Below are 20,897 nucleotides of genomic sequence, written 5' to 3'. Positions count from 1 at the left end.
AGCCCGGCTCGCGAACGTGACGACCACAAGATCGCCCCTCAAGGATGAGCCGGGATGAGCGACACATACGCCAAAACCGAATTTCGGTAAAGTGGAATATTTTTGCGTGAGCGGATTGACAGGGGGCGACACAGGGCTGGAGCGTTGCGAGACAGACCGTCGGTTCGACAGGCGAGAGTTGGCCAAAGGAACGGAAAAGCCCACCAATTTAACCTACCCGCTCGAACGACAAATCTAGCTTTCCATCGAAGCGCACCAGAACAGCTTGAGTCGCTGCCTCTCCACAAACCCATGAGTCTTGTAGCCGGCGGCTTTTGCGGTCCAGTTCGCAGGGACATACTTGTTTCTCGCCTGCCTGGCGCTTGTCGCTTTGATGGTTCAGGCTCGTCTGAATTTACTGCCATCCCACGATGAGTCGGAGCAAACCGAAAGCCGCCCGATTTCGCAGATCGCGCGCCAGCCGGGGTTCATCATGGCCGTTCTCAGCAGTGCCTTCGGAAATGCCGGCATGAATATGCTGATGACATCGGCTCCAATCGCGATGATCTCGCATCATCACACATATGCCGACGCTGCGTTCGTGATCCAATGGCATGCCTTGGGAATGTTCGCCCCATCCTTGGCGACGGGGTCATTGATCAAGCGCGCAGGCCCGACCACGATCATCCGGCTCGGCGCACTTTTGATGCTCGCTTGCGCTGCCGCGGCCGCACTTCTTGGAACTGGCGTGAGTGCATTCTGGGTTTCCACGTTTCAGAGCGCGCCAAGGCTCAAGCGCTGCACGATCAAACAGTATTCCTATCAACCGCCATCAGCGCGCTTCTATCCGGTTGGCTGCTCCAGCAGGCGGGCTGGCAATTCTTGCTCGGCGTGACAGCGGCTTTGGCAGCGACCGTCTTGCTTGCGAGCATCTGGTTGGCGGAATCCGAGACCAAGGTGCCGCAGTTCGCCAAGGCATCTGAATAAGGCATATCCTCTTCACAATCCGGAGCCTGATGGTCTGCACAAGGGTCGAATGATATGGGCGCGCACAGCAAACAGTCGCTCCCGTAAATACCCGACGCCGGGGTGCCACCGAAGTGCCGCCTACCGCGCGGCCCACATCACAGCGCCTCGACAGAAGTTGAAGGCGAGGCGTCCATAGAGAAAACCGCTTCCCGGCTCTGACGCAGCGAGGCGGTACGAATTGCCGAGAGCACGGAGAATTTCGATCATCTCCATCAATTCATGATGCGTCAGCGTCAAATGAAGACTGGCGTGCGACAGGAGCAGGGCTTGAATGCCAATGTTGATCATGACGGACCCGCTCCTGCGCACGGCAGCGGCATAATTTGCGCGAGATAAGCGCTTCTCCATTGATACGGCGTATCGCCGACAAAGCGCTTGAACACCGTGGTGAAATGCGCCTGGGTCTGGAAACCCACGGTCAGGGCGATGTCCACGAGCGCAATTTCGGCCTGCTTGAGCAGCTCCTGGGCGCGCTCGATGCGGCGCCTCAGCAGATATTCATGAGGTCGCACGCCGACGGCCGCACGGAACTGCCCGGCGAAATGCATCCTGCTCAGGCCGGCGACGGCGGCCATGTCCTGAAGCGTTATCTTTGCAGTCAGATTCTTGTCGACATATTGCAGGACGCGCCTGAGACGCCAATTCTGCAGCGACCGTACGGTCCTTCCAGCATCCCCCTCGCGAATGGCGTCGGCCTGATCGAGCTCGGCCCGTGCGCTGGGAGCCTGCCGACTGAACGTCCGGGTGAGGATCGCAAGCCGCAGGGCGTCGGCCATGATGGCGGAATGGGTATCGTGCGTGGCCTCGGTCGCCGCGAGCGCATCGGACAGGCGCCGCATCACCGGATCAGCGGCTTCTCCTCCTGCGAAGGCCCGTTCGCTCTCGGCAGGCGGCGGTGCAAGGAGTTTTGCGGAGAGCCTGAAGCGGGGCCCGCGAGCGGCAGAACGTCCGGCGTCCGCCGCATGCTCGACCGCCAGGGCCATGTCCAGATGGACGAAAGACAGCATTGTTCCGCCTTCGTCGAACCGGTCAGGGAGTTTCGATAGCCCGAGCCGATCGCGATCGATTGCCGAGATATCGATCGCGCGAACGTCATGATCCTTGATCGCCTGTGAGCGTGACATCTGCAGCGACATCGTCGAATCTCCTTGTCCCGTTTTCGATCCGGCCTGGCCTGACCGGCTTGCCCGAATGCCATGGGAGGAGAGTAATTCGGCGGTGTGCGCGATCCATTCTACCCGCGGGTGCGTCTATAGGTTCTCGGGTTGACCGCGTCATACCTAGGTATGATCACGACCTGTTCGTCGGGTGAGCGCACCGATGCGACGTCTCACCGGGATTGCGGCTGCGGGCACAACTTGCGGCGCGACGCCTGCGGTAAGTTGACGCGCTTTCTGCGCACCATCCGCCGGCGGGACCACGCGAGCTCCCTGGTTTTTCCGGGGAATGCCGCTTGCCGGCGGTTTCACCGCATCGAGCGCGCGACAGGTCTTCCACGAGAGCACGAAAATCGCGCGGGTGGATGTTGTGAACGCGATCAAATCGCGGCATCAACGCGCTGATAGCTGATGTGAGAAGAACGACTGCAAGTGACGATGACGCGTCATGATCTGACCACGGGCTCATCCAAGAGCCGCACCGGCTTGCGGTCCTTGTCCGCCGTCCTCGCCTTTGCGGTTTTCCTGGTTGACGTCCTGACGCCGCTCGAGGGCGCCGTGGCGGTTCTCTATATCGTGGCGATCCTGCTCGCGGCGAAGACCAACCGGCGCGACGACACCATCGTTGCCGCGGCCGGCTGCGTCGTCCTGACGATAACAGCCTATCTCCTGTCGCACGATCTGCGGACCATCGCCTCACCCGCCCTTCGTGTGCTGGTGAGCCTCGCGGCAATCGGGATCACGACCTTGCTGGCGCTGCAAAATCACGCGGCAACGAAGCGCCTCGCCGCGCAGGCCCGCCTGCTCAACCTCTCGCACGACATGATCTTCGTCAGAGACCGCGGCGGCGTGATCACCTTCTGGAACAAGACGGCCGAGCAGGTCTACGGGTGGTCTGCCGACGAGGCGGTCGGGCAGCTCGCCGACGCGCTCCTGCAAACCAGATATCCCGACCGGCGCGAGGTCATCGAAGCGGGCCTGGTGGGCACCGGTCGATGGGAAGGCCGCGTGCAGCAACGAACGAAAGACGGCGCGGCGCTCACCGTCGATGCCCGATGGGCCTTGCAGCACGACCGTCTTGGCAAGCCGGTCGGAGTCCTTGAAACGCACACCGACGTCACCGACCGCGTGGCCGCACACAACGCGCTGGTGCGAAGCGAACAGCGATACCGCCGGATGTTCGACGCAAGCCGGATCGGCGTCGTCGAAGAGGATTGGAGCGAACTCCGAACCGCACTGCAATCGCTGGATACCGCGGGAGCCAGCCTGCGCGACCATCTGGCGCGGCATCCCGGTTTCGTCCGGCATGCCCGCCGGCTCGCTGCAATCACCGACGTCAATCCGGCCCTGCAAAAGATGGCAGGCGCAAACGGCGCCTCGACTTTTATCGAGAATGTGGACCTGCTTCTCGGCGAGAACGACCGCAGCTTCCTCGGCGCGTTGATCGCGTTCGCGGAAGGCGAGCCGTTCTACGAAGGCGAAACCGAGCTCGTCAGGCTCGACGGACGCAAGGTTCCGGTGCTGTTCACGATCACCTTCCCCTCCGGGCCTGACGGCGACCGCAACGTGCTCGCCTTCGTCGTCGACATCACCGAGCGCAAGCAGGCGCAGGATGCGTTGCTCGCGGCGCAGGCGGAGCTCGCCCATGCCGCGCGCGTTGCCACCCTCGGCGAGCTCAGCGCCTCTATCGCCCACGAGGTCAATCAGCCGCTGGCGGCGATCGTCACCAGCGGCGAGGCCGGCTTGCGATGGCTGCGGCGCGACGTGCCCGATCTGAAGGAGGTCGCGGCCACGATCGTTCACGTCGTCGCGCAGGGCCGCCGTGCCGGCGAGGTCGTGGCCCGCATCCGCACCTTCCTGAAGAAGGCGCCTGCCCAGCAGGACAGTCTCGATATCGCCGAGATCATCCAGGAAGCGGCCCTTCTGGTCGCGCGGGAGCTCGCGAATGACGACGTCGTCCTGACTGTCGAGACGACGCCTGGCCTGAAGCCAATTCGCGGCGACCGGATCCAGCTTCAGCAGGTGCTGGTCAACCTGCTGGTCAATGCCGCCCAGGCCATGTCGGACCAGCGCGGTTCCCGTACCGTCATGCTGCGCGCCAGCGCCGTCGACGGCGAGAGACTCGCCATCACGGTGCAGGACAGCGGCCCCGGCATCCGGCCGGACGACATTCCACGCCTGTTTGATCCGTTCTTCACGACGAAGCGCGGCGGAATGGGCATGGGACTTGCGATCTGCCGAACGACGGTGGAAGCTCACGGTGGCGAGTTGTCGGTCCAGAGCACCCCGGGCGCGGGAGCGACATTCCGCCTGACACTGCCATACAGCCAAGAACACATCAGACCATGACACGACCAGACCACGCGCAATCGCCCGCCCAATCGCTCAACTCGGTCGTTATCATCGTTGATGACGACGCAGGGATCCGCGCCTCGCTCGACAGCCTGTTCCGATCGGTCGGCCTCGATACGCGCCTGTACGGCTCGCCGTCCGAACTGCTTGGAGGCTCGCTGCCCGACGGCCCCGGCTGCATCGTGCTGGACGTCCGCCTTCCCGGCGTGAGCGGGCTCGACCTGCAGGGCCAGCTCGTCCGGCAGGGCATCAGCTATCCGATCATCTTCATGACGGGCCATGGGGACATTCCGATGTCCGTGCGTGCCATGAAGGCCGGCGCGGTCGATTTCCTCTCCAAGCCATTTCGCGACCAGGACATGCTCGATGCCGTGACCGCGGCGCTCGAACGCGATGCGCAGCACCGGGCCGAAGCCGCGACCAAGGAGGACATCCGCGCCCAATACGAGACCCTGACGGCGCGCGAGCGCGAGGTGATGGGCCATGTCACCGCCGGCCTGATGAACAAACAGGTCGCCGCCCTGATCGGCCTCAGCGAGATCACGGTCAAGATCCACCGCGGGAACGTCATGCGCAAGATGGGGGTCCGGTCGTTCGCCGACCTCGTTCGCAAGGCCGAGGCGCTCGGAGTTTCCCAGACCCGCAGGACTTCGGACCAAACCTGAGTATAATTCCGGCGGGACTGCCCCAGGTGCATAAAGCGCCATCGGCCGCGCCGAGGGAGATGCTCTTCCTTGCGGAACACCGCGGCCAGGATAAGGCGCCCCCATGGCCAAAAGCTTGGTGATTGCGATCGTAGACGACGACGAAGGCGTTCGGGCATCGCTGGCGAGCCTCGTGCGTTCGGTCGGCTACGAGGCCCAGGCCTACGAATCCGGCGTGGACTTCCTGCGGCAGGCGCAGGGAGACGATCCGGCATGCATGATCGCCGACGTCCAGATGCCGGTCATCACAGGCGATGAGCTGCAGGCCCAGCTGGTTGCCGCCGGCCGCCATTTTCCAATCATCTTCATGACGGCGTTTCCGAGTGAAACCGTGCGTCAGCGCGTCATGGCCGCAGGCGCGCATTGCTATCTTGGCAAGCCTTCCAGCGGTGACGAGATCATCCGCTGCCTCGAAGACGCGCTGGCAGGCAACGGGCCGCAATAGTCCGGCCCGCGGCTGGCGCGGACGAGCGCCGTTTTCCCTCAACCCGACGTGCAATCCGGCAACGAGGTTGGTGAACCGGAAATACCGGCGAGCCCCTCGCACCTCATATTCGCGCGCGTATCACAGCACTGGCGGGGCTGGCTGTTCTGCCGAGGGAAATGGGGATCTCGCGCGATGCAAATCAATGCCGATGCTGCCGCCGCGGCGCGCCCATTGGTCTTCGCCGGGTTTCCGGCGAGCTCCTGGGCCTTTGCGCTGCGGGTGTGGCTCGCGATGCTTCTCGCCCTCTATGTGAGCTTCTGGCTCGAGCTTGAATCGCCCTCGTCGTCAGCCCTCACGGTGGCGATCCTGGCACTGCCCACGCGCGGTCAAGGCATGGAAAAGGCCGGCTACCGATTGCTTGCAACCGCCATCGGCGTGGCGGCATCGATCGCGATCGCCGGCATGTTTTCCCAAACCGACGGTCTCCTGCTCGCGGTGCTCGGCATTTGGATCGGCCTTTGCGTCTACGCCGTCGGGATGCTCGACGGCAATCGCGCTTATGCAGCGTCTCTCTGCTGCACCACGGTCGCGCTGATTGCCGTTCAGCAGATCGACAGCCCGCTGCAAGTATTCCCGACCGGCGTCGCGCGGGGCGCGGCCATCAGCGTCGGGGTCCTCGCGGTGGCGCTCGTGAATGAAATTCTGGCCGCGCCGAACTATCATCCGGCCCTGGCAAGCCGCATCGAGGCGCTGCACCGGCGGGTAACGGATCTCGCGCAAGATGCCGAGCGCGGCCAAGCGCCATCCGCACCCGTTGCGGCGAGCCTGTTGCATGATATCGCAGCACTGCGCCCGGACATCGCGAGCCTAGCGGCGGAATCGAGCGTGGGCCCGACAAGAGCCGCGGCCGCGCGTTCCGCGCTGGTCGATCTCGTCAGCGCGTTCTCTCTCGGCCGCATGCTGGCAGCGCTCTCCGCCACGTCCGCTCCGGCGCAGAATGGTGACGATCCGGACCAGGATGCGGCCGGGCTGATCGCGATTTCCCGATCCTGGCTGCGGATCGAAATCAGCCGCAAGAACGCGCAAGTGCGCAGCAGCCTCGATGCGCTGCGTGCAGGGACGCGTCCCTATCGTGCATGGCACGCACCGCTCTATCGTTCGCGCCGCATTGCGGCCGAAGCCGGCGCACGGGCTGCGATCGCGTTCACGCTGATCGCAATCTTCTTCGTGCTGGCGGGCTGGCCGACAACAGAGCTCTGCCTTTCACTCGTCGCCGTGATCATAGGCCTCGGCTCAACCTCGCCCGCGCCACGCAGCTTCACGCTGGTGGCGGTGATGGCGATGCCGATCGCCTGCGTGCTGGCCGGCATCTTGAAGTATCTCGTCTTCAATGGGGTGTCCGAGTTTCAGCTGCTGGCGATCGGTCTTGCGCCTGTCGTCATCGGCCTCGCGCTGCTGGTCTCGCTGCCGAGCCCGATGCTGTCTTCCCTCGGCCGTCTCGTCCTGGTGTTCACGCTCGCGGTGCTCGCACCGACAAATCCGCAGAGCTACGACCCCGAGGTGTTTCTGCTGACGAGCTTCTTTGCCTGCCTTTCGTCCGTCCTCGTCTTTGCCGCGCAGTTGCTGCTGCCTCCCTTGTCATGCGGCCGGCGCATTCGGCTGCTGTTGGAAGAGGTCCGGCGCGAGCTGAGCCGCCGCGACAGCGGGCCAGCCCGGCATCTCGCGCCGGAGGAAGCCGCCTTTCGCGACGCGGCGCGGATTGAACAGATGGTGACCGCAAACGGCCCCTCCGCAATCAATGATCAGATCGCCGGCACGGCCATGCATTTTTTCGACAAGGCCGACGCCCTGCGACGTTGCCGTGCCGAACTGGACCGGGTCGGCCAGGGCCCGCTCGCCGGAGCGGCGCAGGCCGCGCGAGAGGCCCTCGTCCGGCGGGACGGCGGTGCGATCCTCGCTTCGGCCGGGGCGCTGCACCAGGCGGGAGCGCCAAGCAACCTGCCCACCAGTGCAGCCATCGCCGCGCTGATTGCGGCAAGTGCGGCGTTCATGCCGCCACAATCTCCGACCGGCTCCAGCCGAGGGACATCACCATGATGAACACCTATCGGGAACTCGTCATCGGTGGCGTGCTGATTGCCCCCATCGTCTCCTATGCGGCAACAGCGATGCTCGCGTTCCTGATGCTGCGCCCGCTGCTGCGCTTCGTCGGCTTCACGAGATTCTTCAGCAACCCTTCGCTGGCCGAACTCAGCCTCTACGTGGCGATGTTCGGCATGCTCGCACTGTTCTTCTAGGGAGAAAAGCCATGGAAGCCACCCTGCCCCGCAACGCCGCCCCGCTTCATGGCGAGCCAACGACCGAGGCGCCGGTGGATGCCGCAGACACCGTGGACGGTTCGAACATGCCGGAGACCGTAGCGCGCGACACCGGCGATCACGCCGCGGCCGGCGTCAAACCTCCGGAACAGGCGGCTCCCTCCGCGAAGGTGCTGCGCGAGGGCGCCCGCCGCTTCATCCACGGCGCGGCCAAACATCTTGCGACCCTCGGCATTGCACTGGTCGCCGTCTTGATATCGCTCGCGACCTGGCAGCATTACGTCACCGCGCCCTGGACCCGGAACGGCAGCGTGCGCGTCCAGGTCGCCAACGTCGCGCCGCAGGTTTCGGGCGAGATCGTGGAACTGCGGGTGACCGACAATCAGTTCGTCCATAAGGGCGACGTGCTCTACGTCATCGACCCCTTCGACTTCGAGGTGGCCGCCCATGTCGGCAAGGCCGTCCTCGACCAGCGCGCGGCGGATCTCGAAGTGAAGCAGGCCCAGTTCAACCGGCGTCAGCGCTTGTCCAACCTCGCAACGACGCCGGAGGAACAGCAGATCTTCGCCGGCAATGCCTTGCAAGCGAAGGCTGCGTATGAGGCGGCGGCGCATCAGCTTGCTCAGGCCGAATTGAACCTGAAACGAACCAACGTGACGAGTCCGGTCGACGGCTACGTCACCAACCTCCTGCTGCGCGTCGGCGATTATGCTACCACCGGCGCCAGCAACGTCTCCATCATCGATGCCAACAGTTTCTGGATCGACGGCTATTTCGAAGAGACCAAGATGGCGGGCGTGTGCGTGGGCGATCGCGCAGAGGCACAGCTCGTCGGCTACTCCAAGCCGCTTCAGGGACATGTGAAAACCGTGACCCGCGGCGTCAGCGTGTCGAACGCCGCATCCGGCACCCAAGGCTTGCCCAACGTCGATCCCATCTACACCTGGGTTCGGCTTGCGCAGCGCGTGCCGGTTCGCGTCGCCATCGACACGGTGCCTCCGGGGGTGCCGCTGGTCTCCGGCATGACGGCGACGGTGACGATCCGGCAGCCCTCAAGCGAAACCCAAAGCCGGTTTGAGCGATTCCGCACGAACTTCGTGAATCCCGTCGCCGATCTGTTCGGCGCGGGACGTCCGCCTCGCGCGAACTGCCTTCAGGCCACATCCCAGCAGCCCCCCGAGGTGGAAGCGGTTCCGTATTCGCGCGAACCCGCCATTCCGCCAGCGGCTGCCATCGCACCGGGCCTCACACCCGGCCTCGCCGCCTCGCCACGCCTGCCCTGAATCAGACGAAGACGGCCGGCCGGACATGACAGTACCGCATGCACCCTCGTTCGGTGTGTTCTCTCCACACATGCACTTGATCCCTTTGATTCCAATTGAATTTTTCGCGACACGCGGTCGCACCCGCTCGCACTTGCAAAATCTAATACCGCTTCAGCTTCCTTAACGAGCCTTCCGACGCGGTCGCACCTATCGTTCGAACATGGACCAATTGCATTCTGCTGCCGTCCCGACGGCAGCCGAATCCAGGAAATGGGGACGAACGATGCTTACTGATATGCAAGCGGCCGGCGCCCGGGTGACGTATCAACCCAGCCGCCGCGAATCGGCTTCCCCGCAAGAGTCTCGCGCATTTCCCCTCGAACGAAGGTGGCGCCAGCCCGGCCAACATGGCGGCACCGCGTCCGACGACATCACGATCTCGCGCTGGACCTCGACCCAAACAGGCATAAGGCACGAAGAAGCCGCGACGCCTTGCGACCGATACTTCCTGGCCATCGCCTTGAAAACAACACGGGTCAAACTGACCAGAGGCCGCCACACCGTCTTCGACGGCGTCATGCCGGCAGGCACGCTGTATATCGGCGCACCGTCGCAGCGGCTCAGTGCGCAGTTCTACGCGCCGTGCGATTTCCTGCACTTCCACGTCTCTGCCGGCAGTTATTTTCCGCCTCTACGGCCTGGAGCAGGCCCCGCCGCGCCGGAAGGCCTCAACGACCTCGTCCTGCTCCGCGACCCGTTTGCCGAGCAGCTTGCGAAAGCACTGACCGAACGCGGCCATTCTGCCGACCGGGAATTCGCACGCTGCATTGGCCGGACGCTGGCAATGCACATTGCCCGGCGCGAGCTCCCTCACGCGAAAGTCAATGCGTTGCCGAAATGGCGGCTGCGGCGCGTCGAGGAGTATGTCGGGACGAACTTCGACCACGGGATCACCCTGTCCGACCTTGCCAGGGTGGCGGGACTGTCGCGGATGCACTTCGCGGCCCAGTTTCGTGCCGCGACGGGATACCGACCGCGGGAATACCTGCTGCATCAGCGCATCGAGCGTGCGAAATCACTGCTATCGAATTCCGACACGGTCCTCGCCGAGGTGGCGCTGACCGTCGGCTTCTGCACCCAGGCGCATTTCTCGACCGTCTTCAAGCGGATCACAGGTGAAACCCCCGCGCGCTGGCGATGCGCCAGCCGGAACGCGTCGGCTTCGTCCAGGCTCGGCGATCCCGCTGCGACACGCATGACGGTGTCCCACGCGCTGCCCGCGGAAATCACGTGAATCATGCGAAATGAGAAATAACAGGGGTTCGTGAAATACTTTGGCCGCGCGATCGGCGATGCTGTGTGTGTTAGGTGACTGAGACCCCCAAGTCACGGCTCGAGCCTCTTTCTCCTCCCTGGGCATACGAGCATTTTGGGGCCGTCCTCCCCCAAGGATGGCCCCTTTTTTTCCACCGCGCAGCGCGATTGTCTCTTCGGAATTTATCGCGCTTGGGCGCTCAGGTGACGCGCAATCCAGGCGCGGACACCGTGAAGGCTCCTGAAATCGTCCAGCGAACGAGTCGGAAGCTCGGGCTCGATCTCGGCAACCATCCTGCTGAGCGCATGTCCCGGCCCCAGCTCGAGAAACCCCGTCGCGCCCGCTTCGACACAGGCTTGCAGGCAATCTGCCCATTGCACGGTTTGCGAAATCTGCGCGGCAAGCTTGTCGAGACCGTTGTTGGCCGACACAACCGGAGTGGCATCTATTCCGCTCAGAATGCGCGCACCGCTTCCCGGCGGGAACACCACCGGTGCCAAGCGCAGAGTCTCACGAAATACGGCGGACGCGGCGGCAAGCCGTGTAGTGTGGGAGGCCACCTCAACCGGCAACGCGACGATCCTTGCGCCGCGTATCGCCCGCGCGTCTGCGGCAATTCCGCTCAGCGCCTCCCGGCCGCCGCCGATGACAAAGGCATCGCCGGGATTGACGAGGGCGATCGCCGCGCCGTGACGTTCGCAAAGGCGACCGATCTCGTCTCGCGAAAGACCACGGACGAAGATCAGACCGTCGCCGGCGCGCGTGGCCGCATCCATGGCTTCTGCGCGGCGCGCCACGAGATCGAGCGTGGCAGTCGCATCGAACAGTCCGCCGACACCCCAGGCCGCGACTTCGCCGACACTATAGCCGGCAATGATGACGCCATGCGGCATGACATCTGCGAGCGCACGCGCCGCAGCGAGCGGCTGCAAGGTACAGAGAATCTGGCCGGCACGGTTGCGGTGCAGGGCCTCATCAGGTTCGCTCCGGACGAATTCGCGCGGATCCCTGCCACCCAGCAATGCAGCCCCATGCGCAAACAGCTGCGCGGCGTCCGGCGCGTCGCCCGTGAGGGCGAACATGTCCCGATGCTGGCCGCCTTGGCCCGAGCAGAGGATCGCAAGCGTCATCGCCGCGGCCTAATGGGGAAAGAGCAGCGCGATCGCAATCGCCAGGGTCACGACGCTGAATCCGGTGCTGGCGATGACCATCGACCCTGCCCTTGCGGAATCCAGCCGGTAATTGACCGCGAACAAAATTCCGAAGAAGCCCGAGGGTGTCGCGGCGAGCAGAATAGCCGTTTTCGCCGCATCCTGCGTCATCGGAATGAGGCAAATGACCGCAACTGCCAGCAGCGGGCGTACGATGTCCGAAGCCACCGTTGCAGCGACGACCTTCCAGTCCAGCCGAAACGACTGCGCCGACAGAATGGCTCCGGTGAGGAACAGGGCGACGCCGGCAGCCGAACTTCCAATCAGCGCGAGGCTTGCACGGGCCAACGCGTCGAGGCTCACATCCGATAACGAGAACAGGATGCCAAGGGCGGGCGCGAGCACCACCGGCTTGGTGATCGCACGCCGAATTGCCGTCAGGACCTGCCGTGCCGCCATTTGCTCGCCGCGAGCCTTGGCGGCGCCCATTTCCGCCATGATCAGGGTCAGCGGACTGATGAGGATCGAGCCCGCCGCCAATGCGACGGCAACCGGCACAGTGCCGGCCGGCCCCACGACTGAGGTCATGATCGGAAGGCCCACGCCGGCGAGATTCGGAAAACCAATCGTCAACGCCTGTAACGATGCTTCCGACCGGGAAACCTTGGAGACCCCACGCGCGGTAAAATACCAGGCGAGATAGACCAGCAGCATCGTCACGCCGAGCACCAGGAAGAGCGGAACCTGCTCGATCATCTCACGGCGTGACGCCGAGGCTGTCGCCGCGAACAGAGAGGCCGGCAGCGCAAAATCCATCACGAGTGCGTTGAGGGCGTCGACGTGAAGATTGTCGACGATATGGAATTTTCCGGCGGCGTATCCCAGCAACAGAACGAAGAAGACCGGCACCAGCGCCATCAGGATCGCGTTGGACATCATGATATCGGCCTTTCATGGGCGTCGACGAAGAGCGTCATCGCAAGCAGGTCGGCCGATCCACCCGGGCTGAGGCGACGGGCGACGAAGCTTTCGTGGATCGACTGCGCCCGCGCACGCCAGCCGGACACGCCGACGCCGCCTGAAGCGATGAAGCGACGCGCCGCGTCATGTGCAAAGCGAAGGCCGTCAAGCCCACCGCGATGCAGGAGGTTGGTGTCTTCGACGAATGCGATCAGCGCAAAGCACGCCTCGACCCGGGCGGCTTCCGTATCTTCCAGCGCAATCGGCGTCGCTCCGCGCAAGGCCGGCAAGCCGATCCGGTAGACGCTGGGAAATCCGTTTGCGGCCTCCATCCGTGCACCACCCGCACGAAAGCGGCGGCGGGCTGCGCTGCCATGGCTGTGCAGCAGCACCGGACCATCGAATATGCTGTCGCCCCACAGGCGCGCCACGACAGCGCCAAGCGGAAGTCCGGGATCGACCAACCCGCCGGCTCTCGCGCCGGCCGCCGCGCACAGCAGGCCGAGCCCGAAGATCGCGCCACGGTGCGTGTTGACCCCCGCGGTCGCCGCCAGCATGGCGCGCTCCGCTTCAAGGCCGATGATGCGCAGCCGCCCCATGCCGCAGCCAAGCGCGCCCGCATCGGCCAGGCGTTGCAGGTAGGGCCTGATGGCCGCAGCACTGCGACGAAACGTGCCCGCATCCATGTCGTCGTGGCTGCCGTTGTCGACATGGCTCACCAGCCCCGGCTTAGGCCAGGTTTCGAGCTCCTTGACGAGGCAATCGGCGGCGACGGCGCCGATCGCGGAGACATCGGGCGCGATCTGCGCCCGGCGCAGAACCGGCCGTTCCACGCCTCTTGCGGCCGTGGTGATCATGATCCCGTAGCTCCCGACATGAATTGATGCCTGCCGAGCAGGACCACGCGCGCGAGGCTCTTGACCAGAAGCTCGCTGGTGCCGCTGTGGAATTCGCGCCAGTTGACCGCAGCGTCGTCGGCGCCCATCAACTCGCCATCGAGCCGCATCGGCGCATCAGTCTCGATCGCAGCGACGTCGGCGACGAAGCGATCGATGTCGGTTTCGCGGTGAAACTCGAACAGGACATCGAGATCGGAACGGTCGGTCACGTAGTCGAGCCCGGTCAGCGACTGCCAGGCCAGGCTGCCGAACACGCGCACCTCCACCGCATGGCGAAGCGCCAGCCCGTCGAGCCGGTCGAGCGTCGGCCACCAGTTGCGCGGCGCGTAGGCCCGCGCCTGCCGCAGCGACGGCGGCCTCGCGACCGAGGCGACGTGGTCGATATCGACCACGAGAGAGACCCGTTTCTTGCCGGCAGAGGGCGGCAAGGGCAGGCCCAGCGCGAGGCCTGTTGCCTCGCATGGCAGGGCGCGTCGCCTGATCGTTGGCCACCGCATTTTTGGCCAGCGCGCGAGAAGGGAATCGGCTGCGAGGTCGTCGCGCGCGTCCAGCATCGCGCGCCAGCCTTCGGGGCTGATGAAGACCAGGTCGTGACGACCCGGTGGACGCTCACCGTGCTTGCAGGGCGAGGTCATGAACGCGCTCCGCGATCTCCGTGGCCTTCAGCCGGCCGCCACGCTCCTTGCCTAGCGCATCCCGCCGATCCTGCACGGCCGGCATGCCGGCCAGCAGCGCCTCCAACTGGTCGGCAAGCGACCTGGCATTGCTCCACGTCATGTGAACGGCGCCCATCTGTGCGAGATTGGACAGGCCCGGGGCGAACACCGGCGTCGACTTCGCCTTTTCCTGCAGGGCCTTCATCGACAGCTTGGTGACCTTCGCCATCGACGGCAGGTCCATCACCGCGGGATCGGCCCCGGGCAGTCCGACCAGCACGCGCGTCGCTAGGCCCGTCGCAAGCAGGGCGCCCGCAGCCGAGTGACCATACAGAAGGCCGACGGTCGGGTGGCCATTCATATCCGCATGGATCAGCACCTTCGCCAGATGGGCGAGGAACTCGTTCAACCCGAGCAGCTCGTCACGCTTGCTCATGCGCTGGCTGTCGCTGTCGACGAGCACCAGGATCGGCCCGGAGTCCCGGTCGATCGACTCCAGGACGTGGCCCGACAGCCTGATCGCTTCGTCGACGCCTAACGCCGTCCGGTCTGCAACACCAAGCACGAGCATCCGGCCGCCGGATCGCAGCGTCGCCGAGCCGAGGATGACGCCCTTGTCGTTCCTCACCTCATGGCCGTCGGGAAAGAGCGAAGCGAGGATATTATCGAGCGTCACGGCTGGTCCTCCCGATCCGGTTGGCAAGAGCAATGAATTGATCGGCCGGCAGCTCTGGAACGGCCTCGGCATGCGCGATGCCTTCCGCCGTCCAGATGTCCACGGCATCGCCGCAGTCACCGAAGCTACGCAGCCGGTCGGCAAGCCGCCGCTGCTCGGCCCTCAGTCTGTCGAGACCGAAAGGTCCGACCAGGCCGAGCAGCTCCAGCGCGGCCTCGCGAAAATCCTGCACATTGTCGTCGGCGAAGACATCGGCGGCACCGAGCAGACGGCGATGCTTGCCTCCCATGGTCCGCCAGACCAAGGCGCGATCGCGGGAATCGAACTCCTCGACGCCGCGATTGGTCTCGATCACTTCGGGGCCCGACACTGCGATACGCCCCGGCTCCGAGACGGCGAGAGCGGAGCAACAGCCTGCGATCAGGCCGCCGCCGCCATAGCATCCGGACCTGCCGCCGATCAGGCCGATGACCTTCACGCCTGCGCTGCGGGCTTCCATCAAGGCGCGCATGATCTCGGCGATGGCCAGCTCGCCAGCATTCGCCTCCTGCAAGCGGACGCCGCCGGTATCGAACAGGATCAGGACGGGGATCGAGCCGATCTGACGCGCGGCGCGGAGGAGCCCGGTCAGCTTGGCACCGTGCACCTCGCCAAACGCGCCACCCATGAAGCGGCCTTCCTGCGCAGCGACGAACACCGGCGAGTCGTCGAGGCGGCCGTGACCGACGATGATGCCGTCGTCGAACTGCTCGGGAAGGTCGAATATCTTCAGATGCGGGCTGACTTCGCGCTGCTCCGGTCCAATGAACTCGACGAAGCTGCCGGCGTCGAGCAGCAGGTCCAGCCGCGTGCGGGCCGACGCCTCGTAGAAGCTTGTGCTCCGGGCCCGTTCGGCCGGGCTGATGTCCTTGAGCGGAGCGGTCATTGGCCGGCCTCCGCGATCAATCGCACCGCCTGCGCTAGCCGAAGCGACACCGTATCGGGACGCGCACCACCGTCATTGATCGAGAACTTCAGCCCGCCCGGCGAATAGCGCTCGACGAAATCGCCGATCACGGCGCTCCAGACAGCTCCGAAGCCTATGGCCGCGGTCTTGATGTCCACGACGCATTCCGCATCCGGCAAGCTCCGCTCGACCAGCACTTCCAGATTTCCGGAAGCGACCACGCCGACAATCGCGCGTTGCCTGGTGCCGCCGGCTCGCGCGCGAACCTGGTGTTGAAAGTTGAGATCTTCCATGGTCGGTCCCTCACCAATTCCTGAATTTTGAGGGCGGCGCGTAGAGTCCGCCCGACCAGCGCACGAGATCCTTGATCGAGCGCGCCGCCAGCAGGCTGCGATCCGCATCGAGCGGATTGATACCGAGATCTTCCGGCCTGCGGATCACGCCGCGCTCGCGCAGGCGCGAGACCATGCCGTAGTCCCGCCGTCGGCCAACGTCGGTGTAGCCGGCAACGCCACGAATGGCCTGTTCTCGCTCCTGCGCGGTGCGGCACAGCAAGAGGTTTGCCACGCCCTCTTCGGTGATGATGTGCGTGACGTCGTCGCCGTAGATCATGACCGGCGCGAGATCGAGCTTCAGCTTTTCGGCGAGCTCGATCGCATCGAGCTTCTCGACGAACAGCGGCACGTTCTTGTCGCCGAACGTCTCGCCGATCTGCACGACCAGCTTGCGGCCGCGGCGCATCAGTGCCGAACCGTCGGGATCGGCCTCTGCTCCGGCCTTCAGCCAGGGCTCGCTCGGATGGCGTCGCCCGCGGGCATCCGCCCCCATGTTCGGGGCGCCGCCGAAGCCTGCAATGCGCGAGGTGGTCACGGTCGACGAGTTCCCTTGCAGATCGATTTGCAGTGTGGAGCCGATGAACATGTCGCAAGCATAGAGACCGGCGGTCTGGCAGAAGGCGCGGTTGGAGCGCAACGAGCCGTCCGAACCGGTGAAGTAGACGTCGGATCTGGCCCGGATGTAGTCGTCCATGCCGACCTCCGACCCGAACGAGTGGATCTGCCGCACCCAGCCGGACTCGATCGCCGGAATGAGCGCGGGATGGGGATTCAGCGCGAAATGGGACGCGATCGTGCCCTTCAGCCCCAGCCTCTCGCCGAACGTCGGCAGCAGGAGCTCGATCGCGGCTGTGCTGAAGCCGATGCCGTGATTAAGCCGCTGTACGCCATAGGGCGCATAGACACCTTTGATCGCGAGCATCGCTGTCAGAATCTGGCCTTCCGTGATCGCCGCCGGATCGCGCGTGAACAGCGGCTCGACGAAGAACGGCTTGTTGGCCTTGACGATGAAATGGACACGGTCCGCCGGGATATCGACCCGCGGAACGGTGTCGACGATTTCGTTGACCTGTGCGATCACGACGCCGTCCTTGAACGCGGTCGCCTCGACCACGGTCGGGGTGTCCTCGGTATTCGGGCCGGTGTAGAGATTTCCCTCGCGGTCGGCGCTGACGGCGGCGATCAGCGCGACGTGCGGCGTAAGGTCGATGAAGTAGCGGGCGAACAATTCGAGATAGGTATGAACCGCGCCCAGCTCGATCTTGCCGCCGAACAGCATGCGCGCGATGCGCGCCGATTGCGGTCCTGAATAAGCATAGTCGAGCCGCTTTGCGACCCCGCGGTCGAATAGGTCCAGATGCTCGGGCAGAACCACACCCGACTGCACCATGTGCAGATCGTTGACCTTGGACAGATCGACCGCCAGCAGCGCGCGGCTCAAGAGATCCGCCTGCTTCTGGTTATCGCCCTCCAGGCAAACCCGGTCTCCCGATCGGACCACGGCCTCCAGCAGGCGCGTGACGTCGTGCGCTTCAACGACCTTGCCGCGGGCAAGGCCGGCTCCTGCCGCAATGCGCGCATCGCGCGCGGCTCGATGGTTCTGCCAGCTCGTCACGACCTCAGCTCCTTTGCGGCGTTGGCTCCGCTCCAGAGCGATCCCGGATTGGCACGGTCGGGATGGAGCTCGAGCATCGCCTCGTAAAGCTCGCGCGGCGATGTCGTCGCCTTATCGAGGCGGTTGAAATCGAGCAGGTATTGACGGGTCTCAGCGATGTTGCGCGGATCGTCGTCGTTGTCCGGCTTCTTGTGTCCGGCCACCACGAAGCGCGGCTTCAAGGCATCGAGCCGGCCGAGCGCGGCGATCCATTCCAGCCGGCTCTGCGTATCGGTTTCGACCAGATAGGGATGAATGCCGTTGTACACGGTGTCGCCGGCGACAATCAGGTCGAGAGAGGGGACATGAAGAGCAGTTGAGCGGGCCGTATCGGTTCGTCCCATGTCGACGACGACGAGCTTGTGTCCCTCGAGCGTAAGCTCGCCTTCGAGGGGCGCAGCCGCGGCCAGACGCTCTGCGATCTCGCCCGGAAAGCGCTTGCGCCAGAAGCCATCGAGCGCTTCAGGTGCAAGCTGCGCCTTCATCTCCTCGACGACCTCGGGAACTGCAACGGCCTTCGCATGCGGAAAGCGATCGAGCAGCGGCGCCAGGCCGAAGAAGTGATCTCCGTGCCCGTGCGTGACATAGATCGTGGTCAGATTTCGCTCGCACGAAACGACCCAGTCCAGCAACGTCTTCGACTGCCCGGCGGTGAGGAACGTGTCGACGAGAACCGCATCCCGCTCACCGTAGATCAGCGTCGACGAATTCGCGACCCACATCAAATCCGGATTGCCGGACGGCAAGTCGCGGCTGAGTCCGGCCCGCTTCACCGTCGTCACCTTCCAGTTCAGAGCGGAGCTGGTCGTCTCGATCATTTTCATGGGAATTCTCCGGATGGAATATTCGGGGCGGCGGGAGTGCTGTCACTCCCGCCGTCCTTCCTTCTGCCGGTCGTGCGTCGGGACCAGCAAAAGCACGGTCAGCGCGTGACCGGCGACTGAATGCTGCGCGCGGCGCGGGCGATGACCGCCGCCACTTCCTTCGGACGGGACTCGTAGACCGAGTGGCTCGCGCCGGGGATCACAGTGGTCTGGCTCTTGGCGCGCTCATAGTACCAGCGCTCCAGATCCGGACTGATGATCTGGTCGTTGCCGGCGACGATGCCCCAGCTCGGCTTGGTCTTCCACGCCGCTGCCGTCAGCGGCGTGCTGAAGACCTGTGTCGCGGCCGGGACCTGCGAGCGCGCGACGAACTCAGCCCGCTCGCGCGGCAGATCCGGCGCGAACAGTTTCGGGAATTGCACGGGATCGAGATAGGTGAATTTGTCGGGGGTCATCTTGATGACGCCTTCGGTCTTCCCGAGCACGCTCGGCGTCTTCTTGCCCAGCGCCGATTCGTCCTCGCCGACGTCGGGCGCATGTGCGGCGACGTAGACAAGACCGACGACGTTGGGATGTACGCCGGCCTCGGTGATGATCGAGCCACCGTAGCTGTGACCGACGAGAAGCGTCGGGCCATCCTGCAGATCGAGAATACGTTTGGCCGCAGTGACGTCGTCGGCGAACGAGGTCTCGGGCTCCTGCACCATGGTGACGCGGAAGCCTTCCTTGGTCAGGATCTCGTAAACCGGCTTCCAGCCGGACCCATCCACCCAGGCGCCGTGCACCAGGACGATGTTCTTCAGGGGCTCCGCGCGCGCAGGGGCGACGGCCGAGAACAAGGAGAGAGCGGCGGCAAAGGCGAGGCTGGCGCTGACGTGTTTCATGTCGGGATCACTCCGGGTTGGAATGACGCGATACTAATTTCAAGGCTTGCTTGCGTATTTCCGCAAACAACTATCCTTGCCACTTCGCACGCCCGGACACGCGAGCTGCGACGATCGCTGCTGGAACATCCTCCGGACGTAGCCCCGTTGAGCGAGGCATTTTTGGGGGCTCACGTTATGTACGCTGACATTCATGACATGACCTCTCGCAAGCGTGAACGGCCGGCGTTCGTACACGAAAGACGATCGATGCGCGCTCTGTCATTCAAGGCAACGTTCCTGACGTCACTCGAAATCCAAGCATAGGATCGAACAATGACATCCATCGCAAAGTGCAGCTTGGCCCTCTTCGCCCTGCTGTACGCAACAATGCCGGCTCGTGCCGGAACCTGCACGGATGACATCGCGCAAACCCAGGCCCAGCTCGATCTGGCCATAGAAGAGACGCTGGCTCCCACGGCTGGAAGCCGGAGAGCCTCAGCGCGCTGCGCGGCCATCAACCCACGCCCCGCTCGCTCGCGGAAGCAGCTGGTGGCAATGGCATCGATTTCACCGAGGCGCTCGACTCGCTCGATCGCGCGCGCACCGCCAATCGCGGCGGCGACCTCGCCGCGTGCAGTCGGGAGATCGCACACGCCCGGGCCATCCTGAGATAGCGAAGGCTATCTCAGGCCAACGGCGAGGCGATGCGTCGAACGTGGTCGCGCAAGACAGAATGCGATGCACGACGCACCGGATTCGCCTCGTCGTCGTGCAGCCGGGCAGCAGGGCGTGCGTTCTGGAAATACCCGCGCCGGCGCAGCTTCCTATTGTTCGATCGCAGTCGGCCGGAGCTTTCATCCATGCGACAACAATATTCAACATACAACGGTGTGATGCTTGCGACCGCCATGCTGTGGCTGGTCCCGGCTGCGGCCATCGCTCAAACAACAGCGCCGGGAATGCAGCCTCCCGCCGGCATGCTTGCGACGTCGCCGCTCAACCCGCAATCCACGCGGCCAGTGGGCATTCCGTTGGGATCGACCGAAATCGTAACGCCCGGCATCTCGCCGATCAACCCTGCGCAAAGCACGAGCGCCTGCGCCGGGTCCGGCAACGCCGCATCGACCGGAGCATTGTTCGACGGCGGCGGGTTGTCCGGCACCTCATCGACCACTTGTGCCGGCAGCACCGCAGCGGTCCCGTCCCTGCCCTCGACATCGACGGTCGGCCGCGTCGGAATTCCGCTGGGCGCCACTGAAATCGGAGGCGCCGGAATCAGTCCGTCCGTGCCGGTGGCTGGCCCGACGCCCTTGAACGGCACAACGTCCTTGAACGGCACGACATCGATCGACGGCTCCGGCAATCCCTGAGATCAAGAAGGACC

At 64.6% G+C, this 20,897-nt stretch carries 20 protein-coding genes and 1 pseudogene; 8 read left to right on the top strand and 13 right to left on the bottom strand.

The window, feature by feature from the left end:
* Positions 1-337 precede the first annotated feature (337 nt).
* Positions 338-874, top strand: a pseudogene (locus tag ABIB80_RS08965) (MFS transporter); the annotation flags it as partial.
* A gap of 212 nt (positions 875-1,086) precedes the next feature.
* On the opposite strand, the gene ABIB80_RS08960 reads toward ABIB80_RS08965, so the two are convergent.
* Both ABIB80_RS08960 and ABIB80_RS08955 read right to left on the bottom strand, forming a co-directional pair.
* Positions 1,087-1,296 (bottom strand): hypothetical protein, encoded by a 210-nt coding sequence (locus ABIB80_RS08960; RefSeq protein ID WP_007596015.1) that lies wholly within the window; start codon positions 1,294-1,296, stop codon positions 1,087-1,089.
* Entirely contained in the window at positions 1,293-2,144 is an 852-nt protein-coding gene (locus ABIB80_RS08955; RefSeq protein ID WP_007596017.1) for an AraC family transcriptional regulator, read from the bottom strand. Before ABIB80_RS08955 ends, ABIB80_RS08960 begins: the two co-directional genes overlap by 4 nt.
* Before the next feature lie 459 nt (positions 2,145-2,603).
* Here ABIB80_RS08955 and ABIB80_RS08950 point away from each other — a divergent pair, with 459 nt between their 5' ends.
* The 7 genes from ABIB80_RS08950 to ABIB80_RS08920 all read left to right on the top strand — a co-directional run bounded on the left by ABIB80_RS08950 (position 2,604) and on the right by ABIB80_RS08920 (position 10,525).
* Positions 2,604-4,514, top strand: a complete 1,911-nt coding sequence (locus tag ABIB80_RS08950; RefSeq protein ID WP_354127215.1) for a PAS domain-containing sensor histidine kinase — start codon at positions 2,604-2,606, stop codon at positions 4,512-4,514.
* The gene (locus ABIB80_RS08945) at positions 4,511-5,182 is read left to right on the top strand and encodes a response regulator transcription factor (protein ID WP_007596020.1); all 672 of its coding nucleotides are present in this window, start codon (positions 4,511-4,513) and stop codon (positions 5,180-5,182) included. Before ABIB80_RS08950 ends, ABIB80_RS08945 begins: the two co-directional genes overlap by 4 nt.
* A gap of 103 nt (positions 5,183-5,285) precedes the next feature.
* Entirely contained in the window at positions 5,286-5,666 is a 381-nt protein-coding gene (locus ABIB80_RS08940) for a response regulator transcription factor (protein WP_007596023.1), read from the top strand.
* Between the two features lie 174 nt (positions 5,667-5,840).
* Positions 5,841-7,745, top strand: a complete 1,905-nt coding sequence (locus tag ABIB80_RS08935; RefSeq protein ID WP_354127214.1) for an FUSC family protein — start codon at positions 5,841-5,843, stop codon at positions 7,743-7,745.
* A complete protein-coding gene (locus tag ABIB80_RS08930; RefSeq protein ID WP_007596028.1) occupies positions 7,742-7,945 on the top strand; it encodes a DUF1656 domain-containing protein in 204 nt (67 codons plus the stop codon). The genes ABIB80_RS08935 and ABIB80_RS08930 overlap by 4 nt, the downstream gene beginning before the upstream one ends.
* An 11-nt stretch (positions 7,946-7,956) precedes the next feature.
* Positions 7,957-9,249, top strand: coding sequence for an HlyD family secretion protein (locus ABIB80_RS08925; protein ID WP_354127213.1), 1,293 nt, complete (start codon positions 7,957-7,959; stop codon positions 9,247-9,249).
* A gap of 265 nt (positions 9,250-9,514) precedes the next feature.
* Complete coding sequence (locus ABIB80_RS08920; protein ID WP_007596031.1) at positions 9,515-10,525, top strand: helix-turn-helix domain-containing protein; 1,011 nt, start codon at positions 9,515-9,517, stop codon at positions 10,523-10,525.
* A 203-nt stretch (positions 10,526-10,728) separates the two neighbouring features.
* On the opposite strand, the gene ABIB80_RS08915 is transcribed toward ABIB80_RS08920, so the two are convergent.
* The 11 genes from ABIB80_RS08915 to ABIB80_RS08865 all read right to left on the bottom strand — a co-directional run bounded on the left by ABIB80_RS08915 (position 10,729) and on the right by ABIB80_RS08865 (position 20,876).
* The gene (locus tag ABIB80_RS08915; protein WP_354127212.1) at positions 10,729-11,676 is read right to left on the bottom strand and encodes an ACP S-malonyltransferase; all 948 of its coding nucleotides are present in this window, start codon (positions 11,674-11,676) and stop codon (positions 10,729-10,731) included.
* Between the two features lie 9 nt (positions 11,677-11,685).
* Positions 11,686-12,636 carry an AEC family transporter gene (locus ABIB80_RS08910; protein ID WP_354127211.1) on the bottom strand — a complete coding sequence of 317 codons (951 nt, stop codon included), beginning with the start codon at positions 12,634-12,636 and terminating at the stop codon, positions 11,686-11,688.
* Complete coding sequence (mdcB, locus tag ABIB80_RS08905; protein ID WP_354127210.1) at positions 12,633-13,514, bottom strand: triphosphoribosyl-dephospho-CoA synthase MdcB; 882 nt, start codon at positions 13,512-13,514, stop codon at positions 12,633-12,635. Before mdcB ends, ABIB80_RS08910 begins: the two co-directional genes overlap by 4 nt.
* On the bottom strand, positions 13,511-14,191 hold the full coding sequence (mdcG, locus tag ABIB80_RS08900; RefSeq protein ID WP_354127209.1) for a malonate decarboxylase holo-[acyl-carrier-protein] synthase: 681 nt from the start codon (positions 14,189-14,191) through the stop codon (positions 13,511-13,513). Before mdcG ends, mdcB begins: the two co-directional genes overlap by 4 nt.
* Positions 14,166-14,888, bottom strand: coding sequence for a biotin-independent malonate decarboxylase subunit gamma (gene mdcE / locus ABIB80_RS08895; protein ID WP_007596036.1), 723 nt, complete (start codon positions 14,886-14,888; stop codon positions 14,166-14,168). Before mdcE ends, mdcG begins: the two co-directional genes overlap by 26 nt.
* A complete protein-coding gene (locus tag ABIB80_RS08890) occupies positions 14,875-15,813 on the bottom strand; it encodes a biotin-independent malonate decarboxylase subunit beta (protein WP_354127208.1) in 939 nt (312 codons plus the stop codon). The genes mdcE and ABIB80_RS08890 overlap by 14 nt, the downstream gene beginning before the upstream one ends.
* Positions 15,810-16,127: a malonate decarboxylase acyl carrier protein gene (mdcC, locus tag ABIB80_RS08885; RefSeq protein ID WP_007596039.1), complete on the bottom strand. Its 318-nt coding sequence runs from the start codon at positions 16,125-16,127 to the stop codon at positions 15,810-15,812. The genes ABIB80_RS08890 and mdcC overlap by 4 nt, the downstream gene beginning before the upstream one ends.
* Before the next feature lie 10 nt (positions 16,128-16,137).
* Positions 16,138-17,784, bottom strand: coding sequence for a malonate decarboxylase subunit alpha (gene mdcA / locus ABIB80_RS08880; RefSeq protein WP_354127207.1), 1,647 nt, complete (start codon positions 17,782-17,784; stop codon positions 16,138-16,140).
* On the bottom strand, positions 17,781-18,647 hold the full coding sequence (locus ABIB80_RS08875) for an MBL fold metallo-hydrolase (protein ID WP_219681589.1): 867 nt from the start codon (positions 18,645-18,647) through the stop codon (positions 17,781-17,783). The genes mdcA and ABIB80_RS08875 overlap by 4 nt, the downstream gene beginning before the upstream one ends.
* A 98-nt stretch (positions 18,648-18,745) precedes the next feature.
* Entirely contained in the window at positions 18,746-19,531 is a 786-nt protein-coding gene (locus tag ABIB80_RS08870; RefSeq protein ID WP_354127206.1) for an alpha/beta hydrolase, read from the bottom strand.
* A gap of 922 nt (positions 19,532-20,453) precedes the next feature.
* Positions 20,454-20,876 (bottom strand): hypothetical protein, encoded by a 423-nt coding sequence (locus tag ABIB80_RS08865; RefSeq protein ID WP_246648717.1) that lies wholly within the window; start codon positions 20,874-20,876, stop codon positions 20,454-20,456.
* Between the last annotated feature and the right edge of the window lie 21 nt (positions 20,877-20,897).

It is taken from the genome of Bradyrhizobium sp. i1.15.2, assembly GCF_040548425.1.
Taxonomy (GTDB): Bacteria; Pseudomonadota; Alphaproteobacteria; order Rhizobiales; family Xanthobacteraceae; genus Bradyrhizobium; species Bradyrhizobium canariense.
The sequence above is the reverse complement of the archived record's forward strand: the minus strand, read 5'-3'. Positions and strand labels throughout refer to the sequence as shown.

Bases quoted from the DNA above. Each gene is read 5' to 3' on its own strand.
- ABIB80_RS08960 (WP_007596015.1), bottom strand. From the start codon at position 1,296: ATGATCAACATTGGCATTCAAGCCCTGCTCCTGTCGCACGCCAGTCTT.
- ABIB80_RS08955 (WP_007596017.1), bottom strand. From the start codon at position 2,144: ATGTCGCTGCAGATGTCACGCTCACAGGCGATCAAGGATCATGACGTT.
- ABIB80_RS08950 (WP_354127215.1), top strand. From the start codon at position 2,604: ATGACGCGTCATGATCTGACCACGGGCTCATCCAAGAGCCGCACCGGC.
- ABIB80_RS08945 (WP_007596020.1), top strand. From the start codon at position 4,511: ATGACACGACCAGACCACGCGCAATCGCCCGCCCAATCGCTCAACTCG.
- ABIB80_RS08940 (WP_007596023.1), top strand. From the start codon at position 5,286: ATGGCCAAAAGCTTGGTGATTGCGATCGTAGACGACGACGAAGGCGTT.
- ABIB80_RS08935 (WP_354127214.1), top strand. From the start codon at position 5,841: ATGCAAATCAATGCCGATGCTGCCGCCGCGGCGCGCCCATTGGTCTTC.
- ABIB80_RS08930 (WP_007596028.1), top strand. From the start codon at position 7,742: ATGATGAACACCTATCGGGAACTCGTCATCGGTGGCGTGCTGATTGCC.
- ABIB80_RS08925 (WP_354127213.1), top strand. From the start codon at position 7,957: ATGGAAGCCACCCTGCCCCGCAACGCCGCCCCGCTTCATGGCGAGCCA.
- ABIB80_RS08920 (WP_007596031.1), top strand. From the start codon at position 9,515: ATGCTTACTGATATGCAAGCGGCCGGCGCCCGGGTGACGTATCAACCC.
- ABIB80_RS08915 (WP_354127212.1), bottom strand. From the start codon at position 11,676: ATGACGCTTGCGATCCTCTGCTCGGGCCAAGGCGGCCAGCATCGGGAC.
- ABIB80_RS08910 (WP_354127211.1), bottom strand. From the start codon at position 12,636: ATGATGTCCAACGCGATCCTGATGGCGCTGGTGCCGGTCTTCTTCGTT.
- mdcB (WP_354127210.1), bottom strand. From the start codon at position 13,514: ATGATCACCACGGCCGCAAGAGGCGTGGAACGGCCGGTTCTGCGCCGG.
- mdcG (WP_354127209.1), bottom strand. From the start codon at position 14,191: ATGACCTCGCCCTGCAAGCACGGTGAGCGTCCACCGGGTCGTCACGAC.
- ABIB80_RS08890 (WP_354127208.1), bottom strand. From the start codon at position 15,813: ATGACCGCTCCGCTCAAGGACATCAGCCCGGCCGAACGGGCCCGGAGC.
- mdcC (WP_007596039.1), bottom strand. From the start codon at position 16,127: ATGGAAGATCTCAACTTTCAACACCAGGTTCGCGCGCGAGCCGGCGGC.
- ABIB80_RS08875 (WP_219681589.1), bottom strand. From the start codon at position 18,647: ATGAAAATGATCGAGACGACCAGCTCCGCTCTGAACTGGAAGGTGACG.
- ABIB80_RS08870 (WP_354127206.1), bottom strand. From the start codon at position 19,531: ATGAAACACGTCAGCGCCAGCCTCGCCTTTGCCGCCGCTCTCTCCTTG.